Annotated in this window: 11 protein-coding genes; all 11 read left to right on the forward strand. The window is 40.7% G+C overall.

The window, feature by feature from the left end:
• The first annotated feature begins 328 nt into the window (after nt 1-328).
• The 11 genes from CWD91_RS02155 (at nt 329) to CWD91_RS02205 (ending at nt 16,076) form a co-directional block, all read left to right on the forward strand.
• The gene (locus tag CWD91_RS02155) at nt 329-3,304 is read left to right on the forward strand and encodes a PSD1 and planctomycete cytochrome C domain-containing protein (protein ID WP_239985614.1); all 2,976 of its coding nucleotides are present in this window, start codon (nt 329-331) and stop codon (nt 3,302-3,304) included.
• Nucleotides 3,305-4,756: a DUF1501 domain-containing protein gene (locus CWD91_RS02160; protein WP_239985616.1), complete on the forward strand. Its 1,452-nt coding sequence runs from the start codon at nt 3,305-3,307 to the stop codon at nt 4,754-4,756.
• Between the two features lie 27 nt (nt 4,757-4,783).
• A complete protein-coding gene (locus CWD91_RS02165; RefSeq protein ID WP_103439293.1) occupies nt 4,784-5,728 on the forward strand; it encodes a beta-propeller domain-containing protein in 945 nt (314 codons plus the stop codon).
• A 5-nt stretch (nt 5,729-5,733) separates the two neighbouring features.
• Nucleotides 5,734-7,140: a c-type cytochrome domain-containing protein gene (locus CWD91_RS02170; protein ID WP_103439294.1), complete on the forward strand. Its 1,407-nt coding sequence runs from the start codon at nt 5,734-5,736 to the stop codon at nt 7,138-7,140.
• Between the two features lie 165 nt (nt 7,141-7,305).
• Nucleotides 7,306-8,325, forward strand: coding sequence for an LLM class flavin-dependent oxidoreductase (locus CWD91_RS02175; protein ID WP_103439295.1), 1,020 nt, complete (start codon nt 7,306-7,308; stop codon nt 8,323-8,325).
• A gap of 110 nt (nt 8,326-8,435) precedes the next feature.
• Entirely contained in the window at nt 8,436-9,164 is a 729-nt protein-coding gene (locus CWD91_RS02180; protein WP_103439296.1) for a carbohydrate-binding family 9-like protein, read from the forward strand.
• Between the two features lie 378 nt (nt 9,165-9,542).
• Nucleotides 9,543-11,219, forward strand: coding sequence for a PQQ-dependent sugar dehydrogenase (locus tag CWD91_RS02185; protein ID WP_205164591.1), 1,677 nt, complete (start codon nt 9,543-9,545; stop codon nt 11,217-11,219).
• Between the two features lie 43 nt (nt 11,220-11,262).
• Nucleotides 11,263-12,516 (forward strand): amidohydrolase/deacetylase family metallohydrolase, encoded by a 1,254-nt coding sequence (locus CWD91_RS02190; RefSeq protein WP_103439298.1) that lies wholly within the window; start codon nt 11,263-11,265, stop codon nt 12,514-12,516.
• A 104-nt stretch (nt 12,517-12,620) separates the two neighbouring features.
• Nucleotides 12,621-13,835 (forward strand): aminotransferase class V-fold PLP-dependent enzyme, encoded by a 1,215-nt coding sequence (locus CWD91_RS02195; RefSeq protein ID WP_103439299.1) that lies wholly within the window; start codon nt 12,621-12,623, stop codon nt 13,833-13,835.
• Between the two features lie 29 nt (nt 13,836-13,864).
• On the forward strand, nt 13,865-14,446 hold the full coding sequence (locus CWD91_RS02200; RefSeq protein ID WP_205164592.1) for a RidA family protein: 582 nt from the start codon (nt 13,865-13,867) through the stop codon (nt 14,444-14,446).
• A gap of 340 nt (nt 14,447-14,786) precedes the next feature.
• Entirely contained in the window at nt 14,787-16,076 is a 1,290-nt protein-coding gene (locus CWD91_RS02205) for a DUF5690 family protein (RefSeq protein WP_103439300.1), read from the forward strand.
• Nucleotide 16,077 lies beyond the last annotated feature (1 nt).

Raw genomic sequence — 16,077 nt, forward strand, 5'->3', positions numbered from 1 at the left:
GGGGTATTCCATAGCCCTTAGTGTCCCAAATTCTTGATCTATGATCTAGGAAAAGGGCTCCTTCCCTTGACCTGTGTGGAGCGAAGTCCAAGTATAATGGAAGGTGGATCTTCAGGTTTCGGCCTTGCCCAGGGCGCGAAGCTGAAGTTATTCGTTCTTAAACCCCTTTAACTTAAAACTTAGCATTTTAACAACAATGTATTATTTTTGGATGAAGTCAAAAACATTACCTTTCAAGGGGCTTATATAATAGTTTAGCACATTGTTTTAATAGTTGGTTTTAAACTATTGGATCTGTATATTTGACAATGAGTATAAAATTTTAACAATGTTTTTCAACAGAATAAAGGTTCTGATTTTAATATGTACCCTTGGCGGCTTGAGTATTTCCTGTGACAGATCACAACAGTTCTCTGAACCTCTGCCCAAGGTGGTCGATTTTAATTTTCATGTAAAACCCATATTGGTACAGAATTGTTATTTGTGCCACGGCCCAGACCCAAGTAGCAGAAAAGCGGAGTTGCGATTGGATACTTACGAAGGTGCCACCGCTGCGCTAAAAGAAGGGGGTCATGCCATTGTGCCTGGGAAGACTTCCAAAAGCCAAATGGTACAGCGGATTTATAATGAAGACCCTGGTATGGTAATGCCCCCACCGGAGACCAATCTAAAACTTACCGAGAGGGAGAAGGCTTTATTGAACAAATGGATAGATCAGGGAGCCGAATGGAAAGATCATTGGTCCTTCATTAAGCCGGAGACGAAAATTGCGTTATCGGACCCCAAGGCCATCGATTTTATAATAGACAAGAAACTGGATGAAAAAGGGTTGGAAAAAGTAGCTCTTGCCAACAAAAATTCACTTATCCGAAGAGTATCCTATTTACTTACAGGCTTACCCCCCAACCCTAAGGAGGTTCAAGAATTCCTATCGGATACCAGTGGTGTGGCTTACGAAAAATTGGTTGATCGTTATCTTAATTCACCTGCCTATGGAGAAAGATGGGCAAGACATTGGATGGATTTGGTGAGGTATGCGGAAACAAAGGGCCACGAGTTTGATTATGCAATAACAGGTGCTTGGAAATATAGGGACTACTTGATCAGGGCGTTTAACGAAGATGTGCCCTATGATCAATTCCTTAAGGAACACATTGCTGGGGATTTAATGCAAACTACGAGGGAAAATAAGGAAACCGGAGTTTCGGAATCTAGGCTCGGCACTACTTTCTATGTAATGGGTGAAGGCACCCATAGTCCAGTGGATGTTCGCCAGGACGAGGCAGATCGCATTGATAATATGATCGACGTTACCACCAAGACTTTTCAGGGGTTAACGGTTTCATGTGCCAAATGTCACGACCATAAATTTGACCCCATAACTGCAGCGGACTATTATGCCCTTTATGGGGTAATGGAGAGCACAAGGTTTTCTCCGGTTCCTGCCGATGTAGGCAAGGATAAGAAATTGGCGGCCAAGGAAATAGAAAATCTTAATTCCTATATGCGAAAGCTGGTGGCCGGAAAATGGGACAGAGCCAAAAACAGCTATGAAAATACTAACCACGCCCAGAATATAGGAGTGGCCACTAAGGAAAAGGCCTATACCGTTATTGGCGATTTTAGGGGCCGGGATTTTGATGGATGGACAAGTAATGGCTTTGCTTTTGGACAGAGGACCACTCTGGCTAATCCCATAGTGGATCCCGCCACAGGTACATTGCTTGGATTGGACGAAGGGAAAGCTTCTAGTAGGGCAATAGGTGTAGGTGTTTTTGGAGCTTTGCGATCTCCCAATATTATCTTGGACAAAGATTTTATTGGAGTTAGGGCACTTGGAAAAAACAGCAGCATTAGAATAATAATAGACAATTTTCAATTGATCCAAAATCCAATTTATGGTGGAATAGACCATAAGGTGAATACGGGGGAATGGAATAATTTTGTATTTAACGTAGCGGCCTGGAAGGGCAGAAAGGCATATATTGAAATTTTGACCGGAGCTTATGACCGCCATAATTATAATCTGCCGGAGGATGCTTTTATTGAGGCAGAATATGCAATGACTTATGATGGGGAATGGCCGTCGGATTTGGAGAAGAATATTACAGCTCAACAACCTCAGGATAATTGGGCGAGCCTGGATATATCTCCCTCCAAGGTAACAAGGCTTAATGATGATTTGAAGAAGGGAAAATTGCCTGCGCATTTCCCTGAATTGAAATCGGTTGTGGATAGCAGTCAACAACTTGCAAAAAGTTTAAAAACCGAATCCTTTGTTAATGGTATTTATGATGGTTACGGAATTGATAGCCCCGTTTTCAATAGAGGTAATTATAAGGAACCATCGGAAGAACATATTCCTCGGAGATTTTTATCGGTATTGTCTTTGGGGGATACCGTATTTAAATCTAAGGGAAGTGGACGTATGGAGTTGGCCGAGGTAATGTTGAACAAGGATAATCCCTTGACTTCTAGAGTTATGGTAAACCGGATTTGGCACCATTTGTTCGGCAAGGGAATTGTAGAGACCGTTGATAATTTTGGTCTACAAGGAAAATTGCCAACCCACCCGGAACTGTTGGATTACTTGGCTGTTAAGTTTCAAAAAGAAGGATGGTCCGTTAAAAAATTGATCAGGGCAATTATTACCTCAGAGACTTTTAAAAGGAGTACTTTGAAAAGTGAGGCGCTGGCCAATAAGGACCCCAACAATATTTATTTAGCTTCTTTTCCCGTACGAAGACTGGAGGCTGAAGCTATTAGAGATGGAATATTGGCTGTTTCCGAAAGTTTGGATTCCACCATGTACGGAACACCTGTGGCCACCCATTTAACGGCATTTATGCAGGGACGGGGTAGGCCGCGGAAATCAGGACCCATAGATGGGGAAGGCCGAAGGAGTATTTATTTGGAGGTAAGGAGAAATTTTCTGGAGCCTATGATGACGACCTTTGATCGTCCTATTCCGTTTAGTACTTTTGGTAGTAGGAACGTTACCAATGTGCCTTCACAATCCTTGATTTTAATGAACGACCCATTGGTTGCAGAACAGGCCGAAATTATGGCTGGGAAATTAATGGAAAAGGGACTGGTCGGTTTTGAGGAAAAAGTACAGTGGATCTATTTGCAGGCTTTTTCTCGTTTGGCAAGTTCGGAAGAACTAAAAAAAGCTTCACACTTTTTTGAGATGCTGCAGAAAATGGAAGAAAAAAGGGATGACAGGGAGAATCAAGAAATGGAACTATGGAAAGAGTATTGTCATAGTATTTTTAATTTAAAAGAATTTATATACCTTATTTAAATGGGCCATCATCACAATACTAAACCAAGAGTTATTTCTCGTCGGGAAATGTTGGGACTATCGGCTGGGGGCTTCGGTTCATTGGCATTAATGAGTCTGTTTGGCACTATGCCATTGGGCTGCAAGAGGGCAGGAGCCCTTGAATCAGCTTCCAATCTTTATTTGGGGCCACATTATTTGCCCAAGGCGAAAAATGTCATCTTTCTGTATATGGATGGCGGTGTCTCACAAGTGGACTCCTTTGACCCCAAACCACGACTAGCCAAGGAGAACGGTGAGGATCCAAGAAAGAAATTTAAGGTAGATGCCACTCAGTTCGACAATGTGGGCAAGATATTAAAAAGCCCTTGGGATTTTAAACAATACGGTGAATGTGGTATGCCGGTGAGCGATCTGTTTCCGCATATTGCCACCTGCGTAGACGACATTGCTTTAATACGATCCATGGTTTCCAATTTTCCGGAGCATACCAATGCCAATTATTTTTTACATACCGGAAGTGGTTTGCAGGGACGCCCAAGTATGGGCGCTTGGATGAACTATGGCTTGGGGAGCGAGAATAAAAATATACCTGGATATGTTGTTTTGGACGGAGGGTTGGTTCCTCCAGGTGGATTGGATAATTTTAAGAATGGGTTTTTGCCGGCATCCTATCAAGCCTCTGTTTTTAAAGCCGGTCCAGAACCTGTAGCCAATATCAATCCAAGGGAGGGCATTAAAAATCTTCAGGAGGAGAAACTCCAATTTATTAAACAATTGGATAATAGTTTAATTGGGAAAATTGGAGAAGCCGATGCAGTAGAATCTGCCATTTCCAACTATGAACTTGCCTATAAAATGCAATCGTCCATCCCAGAACTTACCGAGTTTAAGGAAGAAACTGAGGCCACCAAAAAATTGTATGGCATGGATTCCGATGACCCTAATTTGAGGGGATATGCCTCTCAATGCATCTTGGCCAGAAGGCTGATAGAGCGTGGCGTTAGGTTTGTTGAGCTGACCTGTCCAAACGTTGGTCCAGGCGTTGACAGGTGGGACCAGCACAGTAATTTAAAAAGTGGCCATGAAAAAAATGCCCATGCAGTAGATCAACCCATTGCCGGGCTCCTTAAGGATCTTAAATCACGGGGATTGTTGGAGGAAACATTGGTGGTCTGGACTGGAGAGTTTGGCCGTACTCCTTTTGCACAGGGATCTGACGGGCGCGACCATAATCCGTCCGCCTTTAGTATGTGGATGGCCGGAGCAGGAGTAAAGGGAGGAACTATTTTTGGCAAGACCGATGAATATGGCTATCGGGTAATAGAAAACGAAGTAAGCGTACATGACCTACATGCTACCATTATGCATTTGCTGGGATTGGACCACAAACAATTGACCTTTCGTTTTGGAGGTCGTGATATGAGGTTGACAGATGTTCATGGTAACGTAGTAAAGGATATTTTAACCTAAATAAATTTTTAATTGGAATACTCGCATATGAAAATTTTTGGCAAAGGACTACTGTTTTTAATGATGTCGCCGCTTTTTTTGGTAGGACAAGCTACTGTCTTAACACCCCAAAATCAGTCGACAAATAAAAATGAAATTAAGCATTCATTCTTTATAGCAGGACCAAATTTTACTGGGATTATTGGTGAAAATGGAGAGGAACTCTGGGATTCCGGCAAAAATGGCGCCAGGGACGGTTATGTTTTAAAGAACGGGAACATACTTATTTGTTGGGGTGATGAAGTCCGCGAGTACAACAAGAAGAAAGAGGTAATATTTACCTATTCCAAAACTGAGAAATCAATGGAATTGGGAACGGCGGTAAGGCTACCCAACGGCAATACCATGATCACCGAATCCGGATCGGAACCAAGAATAGTTGAGGTCAATAAAAAGGGAACAGTGGTAAGTAGCGTACCACTTAAGCCTGATACGGATAATATACATATGCAGACTAGAATGGCCAGGAAATTATCCAATGGCAATTATTTAGTGCCCCATTTATTGGCATTTGCCGTTAAGGAATACCAACCGGATGGGAGAGTGGTAAATATTTTTAATACGGATTTGGAAGATTTGGGAGGAAGGGAGGCTGAAAATTGGCCTTTTACCGCTATTCGCCTGAATAATGGAAATACCGTGGTTACTTTAACCCATGGGAACAAGGTTGTAGAATTTGATTCCAAGGGCAAGGTAGTCTGGAAAGTATCCAATTCAGATATACAGGAAGCCCCTTTTGTTGATCCCTGCGGGGCACAAAGATTACCCAATGGCAATACAGTGATTGCTAGCTACGGGGCTCAAAAAGGAATTAAATTGTTTGAGTTGGCACCTGATAAATCTATGGTTTGGAATTATGAAGGGCATAGGGTGCATCACTTTCAAATATTGACCACCAATGGAAAACCCATAAAAGGCACTCCACTTAAATAGTATAAATGGGATTTATCTTCTTGATGAATGGTGGTATTTTGGATAACCCGCCAGATGTTGTTTTGTTTTTTGGGCGGTTTCATCCTGTAGTTGTACATCTTCCCATAGGCTTCCTAATTATGGCCATTTTGGCACAACTGGCTACGCGCTGGCCCAAATTCAAGCCTTTGGAGTTGTTTCTCCCGCTGCTGTGGCTGCTGGGTGCGTTTAGTGCGCTTTTGGCTGTAATTTTTGGCTATTTCCTGTCCCTAAGTGGTGGTTATGATGAGGATACGCTCTTCTGGCATCAGTGGGGAGGAATTGCCGTAATGTTATTGTCTTTTGGGTGTTACTTTATCAATAAAAAATCCAGTAACCCACTCTCCATTTCCAAATGGATATTGGTTATCATAGTGGGTCTTTTGCTTATGTTTACAGGTCACATGGGCGGTAACCTGACCCATGGTTCTACCTATTTACTGGAATACGCACCAAATCCCGTAAGGAATATGGCGGGATTGCCTTCCAAGGTGGAACCGCGTAAAAAAGTCACGGTATTGGATTCCGCAGATGTGTTTCTGGATCTGGTGCTGCCAATGATGCAAACTAAATGTGTTAGCTGCCATAACGAGGGGAAAAATAAAGGAGGTCTTTTGCTTACCTCTTATGGTAATATGATGCTTGGAGGGGAAAGTGAACATACCATTATCCCAGGTGATGCCTTGAAAAGCGAATTGGTTCGTAGGATTACCCTACCAACAGAACATGACGATTTTATGCCGTCTGAAGGAAAGTTGCCGCTTACAGATCTAGAAGTGTTACTGATCAAATGGTGGATTAAAATTGGTGCCCCACCGAACGGTTTTGTAACAGCGTTGGATACGGAAAAGGCAGTTAGTGTTTTGGTAAGCAATTATTTGGGATTGGATAAAAACAATCTTTTTAATAAAAATGTTCCAGCGCCAAATCAGGCCATAATCGATTCCCTAATTCACCATGGATTTGTAATCAATCCTTTGATGAAGGACAATAATTTTTTGGAGGCCAACTTTAGTTTAAGTGAATATGATCTTGAAGCTTCCGATATAGACGCCCTAGTGGAACTGAAGGAGCAATTGGTTTGGCTTAACTTGGGAAATTCACACCTCCAGGACAGCTATCTTGAAAAAATTGGATTATTGCAAAACCTGGTAAAGTTGGATCTTAGGGGAAATGAAATTACCGATAACGGGATAAAACACTTATCTAAATTGGAGAATTTGGAGTCGCTAAACCTTTATGGAACTAAGGTTTCAAAAGGTGTTTTGGACCTTGTTCCTAAATTAACTAGGTTAAAGAGTATCTATCTTTGGCAATCTGAAGTATCCAAAGAATCCATTTCTCAATTAAAAGAACAAAATCCAGGTCTTACCGTAATTTTTGAACGGGAATAAGTAGTTCACTTTTATCAAATTAGAGAGGGTCCGTTATGGTTAAGGTGTAGAACCATTCAATTAAAGGATGTTTTTTTACTGATTCTAGACTTCCTAAATTTGATTTAAGTAATTAAATCATTTTTCGACTAAGCCTTACTATCACATCAAGAAAATATCGGTATAATGCAGGATAAAATCAACAATAATTTAAGGAACACAAAGCTTTCAGTTTTGGATTTGGTCCCTGTAGCTCAGGGATCAACGCCCTTACAGTCTATTCAAAAGAGCCTGGAATTGGCACAACATGTAGAATCTTTGGGTTTTGAACGATTTTGGATTTCCGAACACCACAATATGGAAAGTTTGGTTAGTTCGGCCACGCCAATATTAATAGGACATATTGCCCAAGGAACCAAAACCATAAGGGTAGGCTCCGGGGGAATTATGTTGCCCAATCACGCTCCCTTAATTGTAGCGGAACAATTTGGCACCTTGGAGACACTTTATCCAGGGAGAATAGATCTGGGCTTGGGTAGGGCGCCGGGAACAGATCAACTAACGGCCAAGGCTTTAAGAAGAAATAGAACCGAAACTGTGCACGATTTTCCAAATGATATAACGGAATTACAGACGTATTTTTCCAAGGAGAATAAAAATGCAGCCGTGAGGGCGATTCCTGGGGAGGGATTAAACCTTCCCTTGTATTTATTGGGTTCCAGTACCTTTAGTGCACAATTGGCGGGATCAAAAGGGTTGCCGTATGCTTTTGCAAGTCATTTTGCCCCTACACACTTGCATGAAGCCCTTAGATTATACCATCAAAATTTTGAGCCTTCAGAACAGTGTAAAACTCCCTATACTATAGCCTGTGTTAACGTGATTGCTGCAGAAACCGATGAAAAGGCAAGGAATTTGGAGACAAGTCTTCAGCAATTGGCTTTGGGGATTATTAGAAATACCAGAAAACCATTGCCGCCACCGGTGAAGAGTATGGAAGGCTTATGGCATGAGGTGGAAAAAGCTCAAATACAAAATATGATGCACTATAGCTTTGTTGGATCTAAGGAAACAATAAAGGCACAACTTTCGGATTTTGTTGCAAATACCCGGGTCAATGAAATAATGGTCGTATCCCATATTTATGACCATAATGACCGACTAAGATCCTATGAAATATTGAGTAGTCTTCATACTGGAGATTAGTTTAGCCATCCAATGAATAATTATTTGCTTTAACGAGGCTATATTTTTAATATCTTTTAGTTGGGATGACAAATTTTAGCTAATTTGTACTTCTATTGGATATGTCATAAATGTGGAAGAGAATACATTTAGTAATATTGTTCATCGGGCTAATGTTGGCCTGCAAATCTGAATTACATAGTCAGGATAAAGTGCTTAAGGTCAAGGAAATTAAATATAACGGACAAGTTGGTTTGGAGCAGGTGTCCCAACTTTTGGAACAGCATGTAGCATTGGAGCATGTGGATTTAATTAACTGGGATAAGTTTTCTTACCGTCCCGATGTTGCCTTTAGGATTGCACATAGCAATAATGCTATTTGGCTAAAATATTATGTCAAGGAAAAAAACATTCTGGCCAGTGTTGGGGACACTAATGGACCTGTGGCCCGTGATAGTTGTGTGGAATTTTTTTTAGACCCCTTGGGGAACGGGAATTATTATAATTTTGAATTCAATTGTATTGGCACCGTTCATTTGGCTTATGGACCTGGAAGAGGGCAGCGTCAATTTGTTGACCCCAAGACCATTAGAAATTTAATTGAAGTGGAAAGCTCTTTGGGATCACAAACTTTCACAGAAAGAACGGGCGACTTCACTTGGGAAATGACCATAATAATACCCGCTGAGATCCTGACCAATAATCCCGAAATTAAATTAAAAGGCTTAAAAAGCACTGCAAATTTTTATAAATGTGGTGACGCTACTTCCCAACGCCATTATTTAACCTGGAATCCGGTTGGAACTGAAAAGCCGGATTATCACAGACCAGAGTTTTTTGGTAAACTTATTTTTCAATAATCACTAAAGGGGTGATTCTATCACACTTCGGGAACTAGATATTTAAGAGGGATATTTTTTATAATCTTTCAATAGAAATCGCACTTTTCTTTCAATTGGGCAATATAATTGTTAAATATTGGAAATAAAAGGAGCATTTTCTCCAAAGTATTATTAAATTTAAGTTGTGTTCGAACACATCTTATAGCGTTAACGACAGGATCTACATGCAGGCTGAGAATATTATTGTAGGGTAAAACAACAATTTCAAACCATATAATATTAATGGATTAAAAGGGATTGGACAAAATTGCCCACAATGGAGAGTCTATCACTGGTTTATTAAATTTATAATCAATGCCCATTTCCCCTTGTATCAAAAAATTAATTATTTGTGTTGTGCCTATTTTGACTCTAGTGCAATGTGAGGTACAATCATCTAATGGAGGCCTTTTTCTACCTGAAGGTTTTAAAGCTATTGTGGTCGTAGACAGTATTGAGGAAAGGGTGAGGCATATGGCGGTGACAGATGAAGGCATACTATATGGCAAACTTAGAAATTCCAATGAAAAGGGAGGGATAGTTGTACTTCAGGATAAAAATAATGATGGCAGGGCAGATGTGATAGAAAAATTTGGGGCATACCGTTCGCTTCAGAAATGGAGTTATTCCACTGCCATGAGAATCTATAATGGCTATCTTTATTTTAGTTCGGAATTGGTCATTTATCGCTATAAATTAAAGCCGGGAACACTAATACCTGAAGGGGAAATGGAAATTGTAATGACCGATGATCACGAACATGGCAAGCACGAGCATATAGGCAAGCCCATTGCTTTTGATAACGAGGGTCATATGTATGTCCCTTTTGGGGCTCCATCCAACGCCTGTCAAAACCCCAAAAGAACACCTAGGGCACCGGGTATGGACCCATGTCCCCAACTGGAGGATCATGGAGGTGTTTGGCGCTTTGATGCCAACAAGCTGGGTCAGACCCAAAAGGATGGATACAAATATGCCACTGGTATACGCAGTGTAGTGGCAATGGATTGGAATTCGGAGGATGAAAATCTGTATATCGTTATGCACGGGCGTGACGATTTACTTAGACTGTTTTCAAATATATATTCCGGCTGGGATAGTGCCATGCTCCCATCCGAGGAATTTATAAAGGTAACGGAAGGTTCAAATTTTGGTTGGCCTTATTGTTATTATGATCAAATGCAGGAAAAGAAAGTGCTGGCACCCGAATATGGAGGTGATGGTAAAATTGTTGGGCGATGTAAGGATTTCGATGATCCCATAATGGGCTTTCCAGGGCACTGGGCACCCAACGATTTAGTATTTTATGAAGGGGATAAGTTGCCGAACAGATATAAAAATGGTGCATTTATCGCATTCCATGGGTCTACCAATAGGGCACCCTATCCCCAATCGGGGTATTTTGTTGGATTTGTTCCGTTCAAAGATGGTAAGCCTGCTGGCAATTGGGAGGTTTTTGCGGATGGTTTTGCAGTGGTTGATCCCATTGTGAGTGTTAAGGATGCTGAATTTCGGCCTATGGGCCTAGCCTTTGGCCCCGACGATAGCATGTATATTTCTGATTCCGTTAAAGGTAAAATATGGAAGATAATTTTTGATGGAGATAAAGATAACTTTGGTCAGGAACAATTGGCAGAAATGGAAAAAAGAAAATTGTTGTCGCACATTAGAACACCTGATGAAACCAAGGATAACCTTATGGTTGGGGAATTTACGGGTGGACAAAAAACTTATTACACCTATTGCAGTCCATGTCATCAAAAGGATGGAAAAGGGGCAACGGGTAGGTTTCCAACATTAAACGGAACGGAATGGGTAATTGGTGACAAGGAAAGGCTAATAAATATTGTTTTAAAAGGCATGGAAGGTTCTATAGTAGTTAATGACGAGGTTTTTAATGGGGTAATGCCACAGCACAGTTTTTTAAGTGATACTGAGATTGCAGATTTACTTACTTATATAAGAACAAATTTTGGGAATGATGCTGGGGAGGTAAAAGCAGAAGAAGTAAAGAAGTTAAGAGTCAGTTTATAGAATTTACATACTAGGAGTTTAGATCAACCAATACTTTTGAAAAATGAAAAATTTATTAAAAAATCGGATTTGGGTTATTATTTTATTGTTAATAACAACTGTATCAATATCGGCGCAGGACTACGACATCCTGATTATGGGCGGACATGTAATCGACAAAAAAAACAATTTGAACCAAGTAATGGATGTAGCCATAAAGGATGGAAAAATAGCGAAAGTTGATTCCAGAATTCCTGAGAATCAGGCTAAAATGGTCATCGATGCAAAGGGGTTTATAGTGGCGCCTGGACTGCTTGATATTCATGGTCATAATTTTTTTGGGACCGAGGAAGATGCCTATCTAAGTAACAGTTTTAGTAGTTTACCTCCCGATGGGTTTACCCTTAGAAATGGGGTTACCACAATAGTTGATGTTGGGGGAGCTGGATGGAAAAATTTTAGGACTTTTAAGGAACAGACGATCGATCGATCAAAAACAAGGGTATTATCATTCCTCAATATCATTGGATCGGGTATGAAGGGTGGTGCCATTGAGCAAAATATAGAGGACATGAACCCCAAAATGACCGCCTTGGTAGCCAATCAGTATAAAGGCACTATAGTGGGTGTAAAATTGGCCCACTATAATGGTTTTGAATGGGAGCCCGTAAATAGGGCGGTTGCGGCAGGCACCTTGGCAGATATCCCGGTTATGATCGATTTTGGAGGAAGTGAACCCGAGTTGTCTTTGGAAACATTGCTCATGGAAAAACTGAGACCGGGAGATATTTTTACCCATGCCTATGCCCATGTAAAAGGAAGAACTCCGGTCGTGGATGAAAAAGGTAAGGTAAGGAAGTATGTTTTTGACGCTCAAAAAAGAGGGGTTGTTTTTGATGTTGGCCATGGAGGCGGAAGCTTTGTTTTTGAGCAAGCCATTCCTGCCATAAAACAAGGCTTTTTACCTAATTCCATTAGCACAGATCTACATACGGGAAGTATGAATGGAGGAATGAAGGATGTCCTTAATATAATGTCTAAATTTATAAATATGGGGATGCCTGTAGAGCAGGTAATTGAATGCGCCACATGGAATCCGGCAAAATATATTAAACGTACAGATTTGGGGCACCTAACTGTTGGGGCTGTGGCCGACTTGACTATTCTTAATCTGAGAAAAGGAAACTTTGGGTATATTGATACACAGGGAAAAAGAATGTTGGGCGATCAAAAATTGGAATGTGAACTTACCCTAAGGGAGGGTGACGTGGTATGGGACCTTAACGGAATTTCCAGACCAATGTGGGATGCCAAATAAAGGGCTGTAAAAAATGCCATTGTTCCCTAACAAGGGTTTGTGGGGAATTACCTAGTGCAAATACATTGTATTGTTATTTTGGATTAATCTATAAAAAATGAATTATGTTAAGTAGGAGAAAATTATTAAAAACCTTATCCAGCGTACCAGTGGTGGGCGGCTTGGTGGGTACGGGACTATTAGCACCACAATTGTTGAGTGCCGCAGTAACCAAACCGGCAACACGGAATTTTTTCAAGGAATTAGGGATACGAACGTTTATAAATGCAGCGGGTACTTATACTTCCATGACCGGTTCTTTAATGGCCGAAGAAGTTACCTCGGCGATAGTATTTGGAGCTTCGGAATATGTGGATTTGGATGATCTTCAGGACAAGGTTGGGGAAAGAATAGCGGAATTGCTGGATTGTGAATATGCAACGGTATCCTCTGGGGCGTTCGGTGCAATGTCCATTGGTCTTGCAGGAGTAATTTCGGGAATGGATTCCGATATAGCCGCCCAATTACCGGATACTACTGGGCTAAAGCATGAGGTAATAATTCAGGAAGGCCATAATATTGGTTATACCCATGCCCTTTTAAATGTTGGGGCCAAAATAGTCACCGTAAAAACAAAGAAGGAAATGGAGAAGGCCATTAATAAAAATACGGCAATGCTCTGGTTTTTAAATGCCAGTACGGATAATGGGGAAGTTAAGTATGAGGAATTTATTGCCTTGGGCAAAAAACACAACATTCCTACTTTTATAGATTGTGCAGCGGACGTGCCACCCGTTGATAATCTCTTTAAGTTTACCAAGATGGGCTTCGATTTAGTGGCATTTTCTGGCGGAAAAGGTATTAGAGGCCCTCAGAGTGCTGGATTATTACTGGGTAGAAAAGATCTTATCAAAGCGGCTCGAATTCATACTCCACCACGAGGAACCACTATTGGTAGAGGGATGAAAGTAAATAAAGAGGAAGTTTTGGGAATGCTGGTGGCCTTGGAAATGTATTTGGCAAAAGACCATGGGAAGGAATGGAAGCTGTGGGAGAACCAAATAAAACTTATCAGCGATAGTGCTTTATCCGTTAAAGGGGTGGAAACAGAAATTCATGTCCCACCATATGCCAATCATGTTCCATCCCTACGAATTTCATGGGACAACAAAATAGTCAAGATTAGCCCGGAGGAGGCCAGAAAAAGGCTAATGGAAGGGCATCCTGCAATAGCTACAGTTGGCGATAAGGAAACTATTGGGATTACTACTTGGATGATGGATCCGGGACAGGAAAGGATAGTGGCCAAACGAGTAAGGGAAGTATTGGAAAATGTATAATGAATTAAACTAGTTTAAAAAGTACGCTTATGAATTTCAAGTATTTTTTAGTCCCCTTATTGGTCGCAATGGCCATTTCCTGTAATACAAAAAAGGAAGATGTGGTAAAGTCGGTAAACAAAGAAACTCCAATGATTCCGGCCGATTATAACCCAGAGGATAACCTTAAGGAACTGGGCGTAACCTTAATGGAGGCCAGTGCTCCGGTAGCCAATTATGTAAATGCTGTTCGCTCTGGAAATCTAATTTTTTTATCAGGAAAAGGACCACTTCAGAGTAATGGGGAAAATATTGAGGGCAGGGTCGGGACAGATTTAACCATAGAGGAGGGATATGAGGCCGCCCGAATTACAGGAATTAATCAATTGTCGGTCTTAAAATCGGAGTTGGGTAATTTAAATAAAGTAGTTAGAGTGGTCAAGGTTTTGGGAATGGTAAATGCGTCTCCGGAATTCACGGATCATCCAAAAGTGATCAATGGTTATTCGGACTTAATGGTCGCCGTGTTTGGAGAAAGGGGGAAACATGCCAGGGCCGCAGTAGGGATGGGATCCCTTCCAGGTAATATTGCCGTGGAAATTGAAATGATTGTAGAGGTATTGCCGGACTAAATTTATCCAATAACGCTTTTTTGATCCCTTTTTTGCGATCCAAAAAATGAACAATACACCAAAGGGAAGTTGTATTATTCTACCCTTTTTTAGTTGGTGCACAATTGTAGGAATTGATTTCCTCTTAGGATGGTGATACATAGCGAAAACGGGATGTAGAAAAGTAGGCTTGGAAACTTCCCGTGTTTAGATATTTGATAAAATATTCATAGCTTTTATTATTTAATCTTCCCATAACAATCATATAACCGTAAAAAATTCATTTAAATTTAAAAAGGACGCAATTTTGCCTTTTAATATTTATCTTTTGTAAAAATTTACAACCAAACTACCAACATTTTTGAAGCTAGTAAAAAAAGATATTTCGTTTTTGCTATATGGGGCTTTTGCCTCTTTTGGCACTTATTTCTGCATGTATGCTTTTCGCAAACCTTTTACGGTAGCCACATTTGAAGACCTGTCCTTCGCTGGTGTCGATTACAAGATAATTTTGATTATAGCGCAAGTATTGGGGTACATGCTTTCCAAATTTATTGGGATTAAGGTAATTTCGGAACTACAGCCCAATAAAAGAATATTTTATCTCTTGGGCCTTATTCTTGCGGCTGAGGCAAGTCTTCTCATGTTCGCCATTACCCCCGCCCCATATAATATTGGGTTTATGTTTTTAAACGGACTCCCCTTGGGGATGGTGTGGGGAATAGTGTTTTCATATTTGGAGGGAAGAAAGTTTACTGAATTTTTGGGAGTGGCTTTATGTTCAAGTTTTATTGTTTCCAGTGGGGCGGTAAAATCGGTCGGTCTATTGGTTATGGATAATTGGCAGGTGTCCCAATTTTGGATGCCCTCGGTCACAGGGGCCATTTTTTTTGTCCCCTTTGTATTTTTTGCCTGGATGTTGAATAAAATGCCGCAACCTACAGAGGAAGATAAGGAGCTTAGAACAGAACGGAAACCTATGACCGGAAAGGATAGAAAAAAGGTTTTACTTACCTTCCTATTTCCTATTATAATTTTGGTATTTTTCTACACCTTTTTAACGGCATTGCGCGATTTTAGGGATAATTTTTCAAGAGAAATATGGGATACTTTGGGTTTTGAAGGAGATGCAGCCATATATACCATATCCGAACTGCCTATTGCTATATTGGTACTGGTAATCATAGGGTTTTTAGGAGTGATTAAAAATAATTACAAGGCCTTTGTTTCCTATCATTATTTATTGCTATTTGGAACTGTTGCCATTGGTCTGTCTACCCTGTTGTTTCAAATGGCTATTATTTCCCCAATACTCTGGATGATCAGCGTTGGATTTGGACTCTATATTTGTTACGTACCTTTTAACTGCATCTTTTTCGACCGCATGATCGCCACCTTTCGTATACAGGGCAATGCTGGTTACCTTATTTATATCGCGGATGCCTTTGGCTATTTAGGTAGCATGGGAGTATTGCTTTACAAGAATTTTGGACATAGCAAGCTTTCATGGCTCAATTTTTTTATGGCCAGTACCTACTTAATCGCTGTTTTGGGGACCCTAATTACTATTGTCTCACTTATTTACTTTAAAAGAAAATATAGGAAGAGTTTAATTGTGGAAAAACAGGAAGTTCATTTAGCGGAAGCATAAG

Origin of the sequence: Arenibacter hampyeongensis (assembly GCF_002909255.1) — a bacterium.
GTDB lineage: Bacteria > Bacteroidota > Bacteroidia > Flavobacteriales > Flavobacteriaceae > Arenibacter > Arenibacter hampyeongensis.

Coding starts and splice junctions, on each gene's coding strand:
- CWD91_RS02155 (WP_239985614.1), top strand. CDS start 329: ATGTTTTTCAACAGAATAAAGGTTCTGATTTTAATATGTACCCTTGGC.
- CWD91_RS02160 (WP_239985616.1), top strand. CDS start 3,305: ATGGGCCATCATCACAATACTAAACCAAGAGTTATTTCTCGTCGGGAA.
- CWD91_RS02165 (WP_103439293.1), top strand. CDS start 4,784: ATGAAAATTTTTGGCAAAGGACTACTGTTTTTAATGATGTCGCCGCTT.
- CWD91_RS02170 (WP_103439294.1), top strand. CDS start 5,734: ATGGGATTTATCTTCTTGATGAATGGTGGTATTTTGGATAACCCGCCA.
- CWD91_RS02175 (WP_103439295.1), top strand. CDS start 7,306: ATGCAGGATAAAATCAACAATAATTTAAGGAACACAAAGCTTTCAGTT.
- CWD91_RS02180 (WP_103439296.1), top strand. CDS start 8,436: ATGTGGAAGAGAATACATTTAGTAATATTGTTCATCGGGCTAATGTTG.
- CWD91_RS02190 (WP_103439298.1), top strand. CDS start 11,263: ATGAAAAATTTATTAAAAAATCGGATTTGGGTTATTATTTTATTGTTA.
- CWD91_RS02195 (WP_103439299.1), top strand. CDS start 12,621: ATGTTAAGTAGGAGAAAATTATTAAAAACCTTATCCAGCGTACCAGTG.
- CWD91_RS02200 (WP_205164592.1), top strand. CDS start 13,865: ATGAATTTCAAGTATTTTTTAGTCCCCTTATTGGTCGCAATGGCCATT.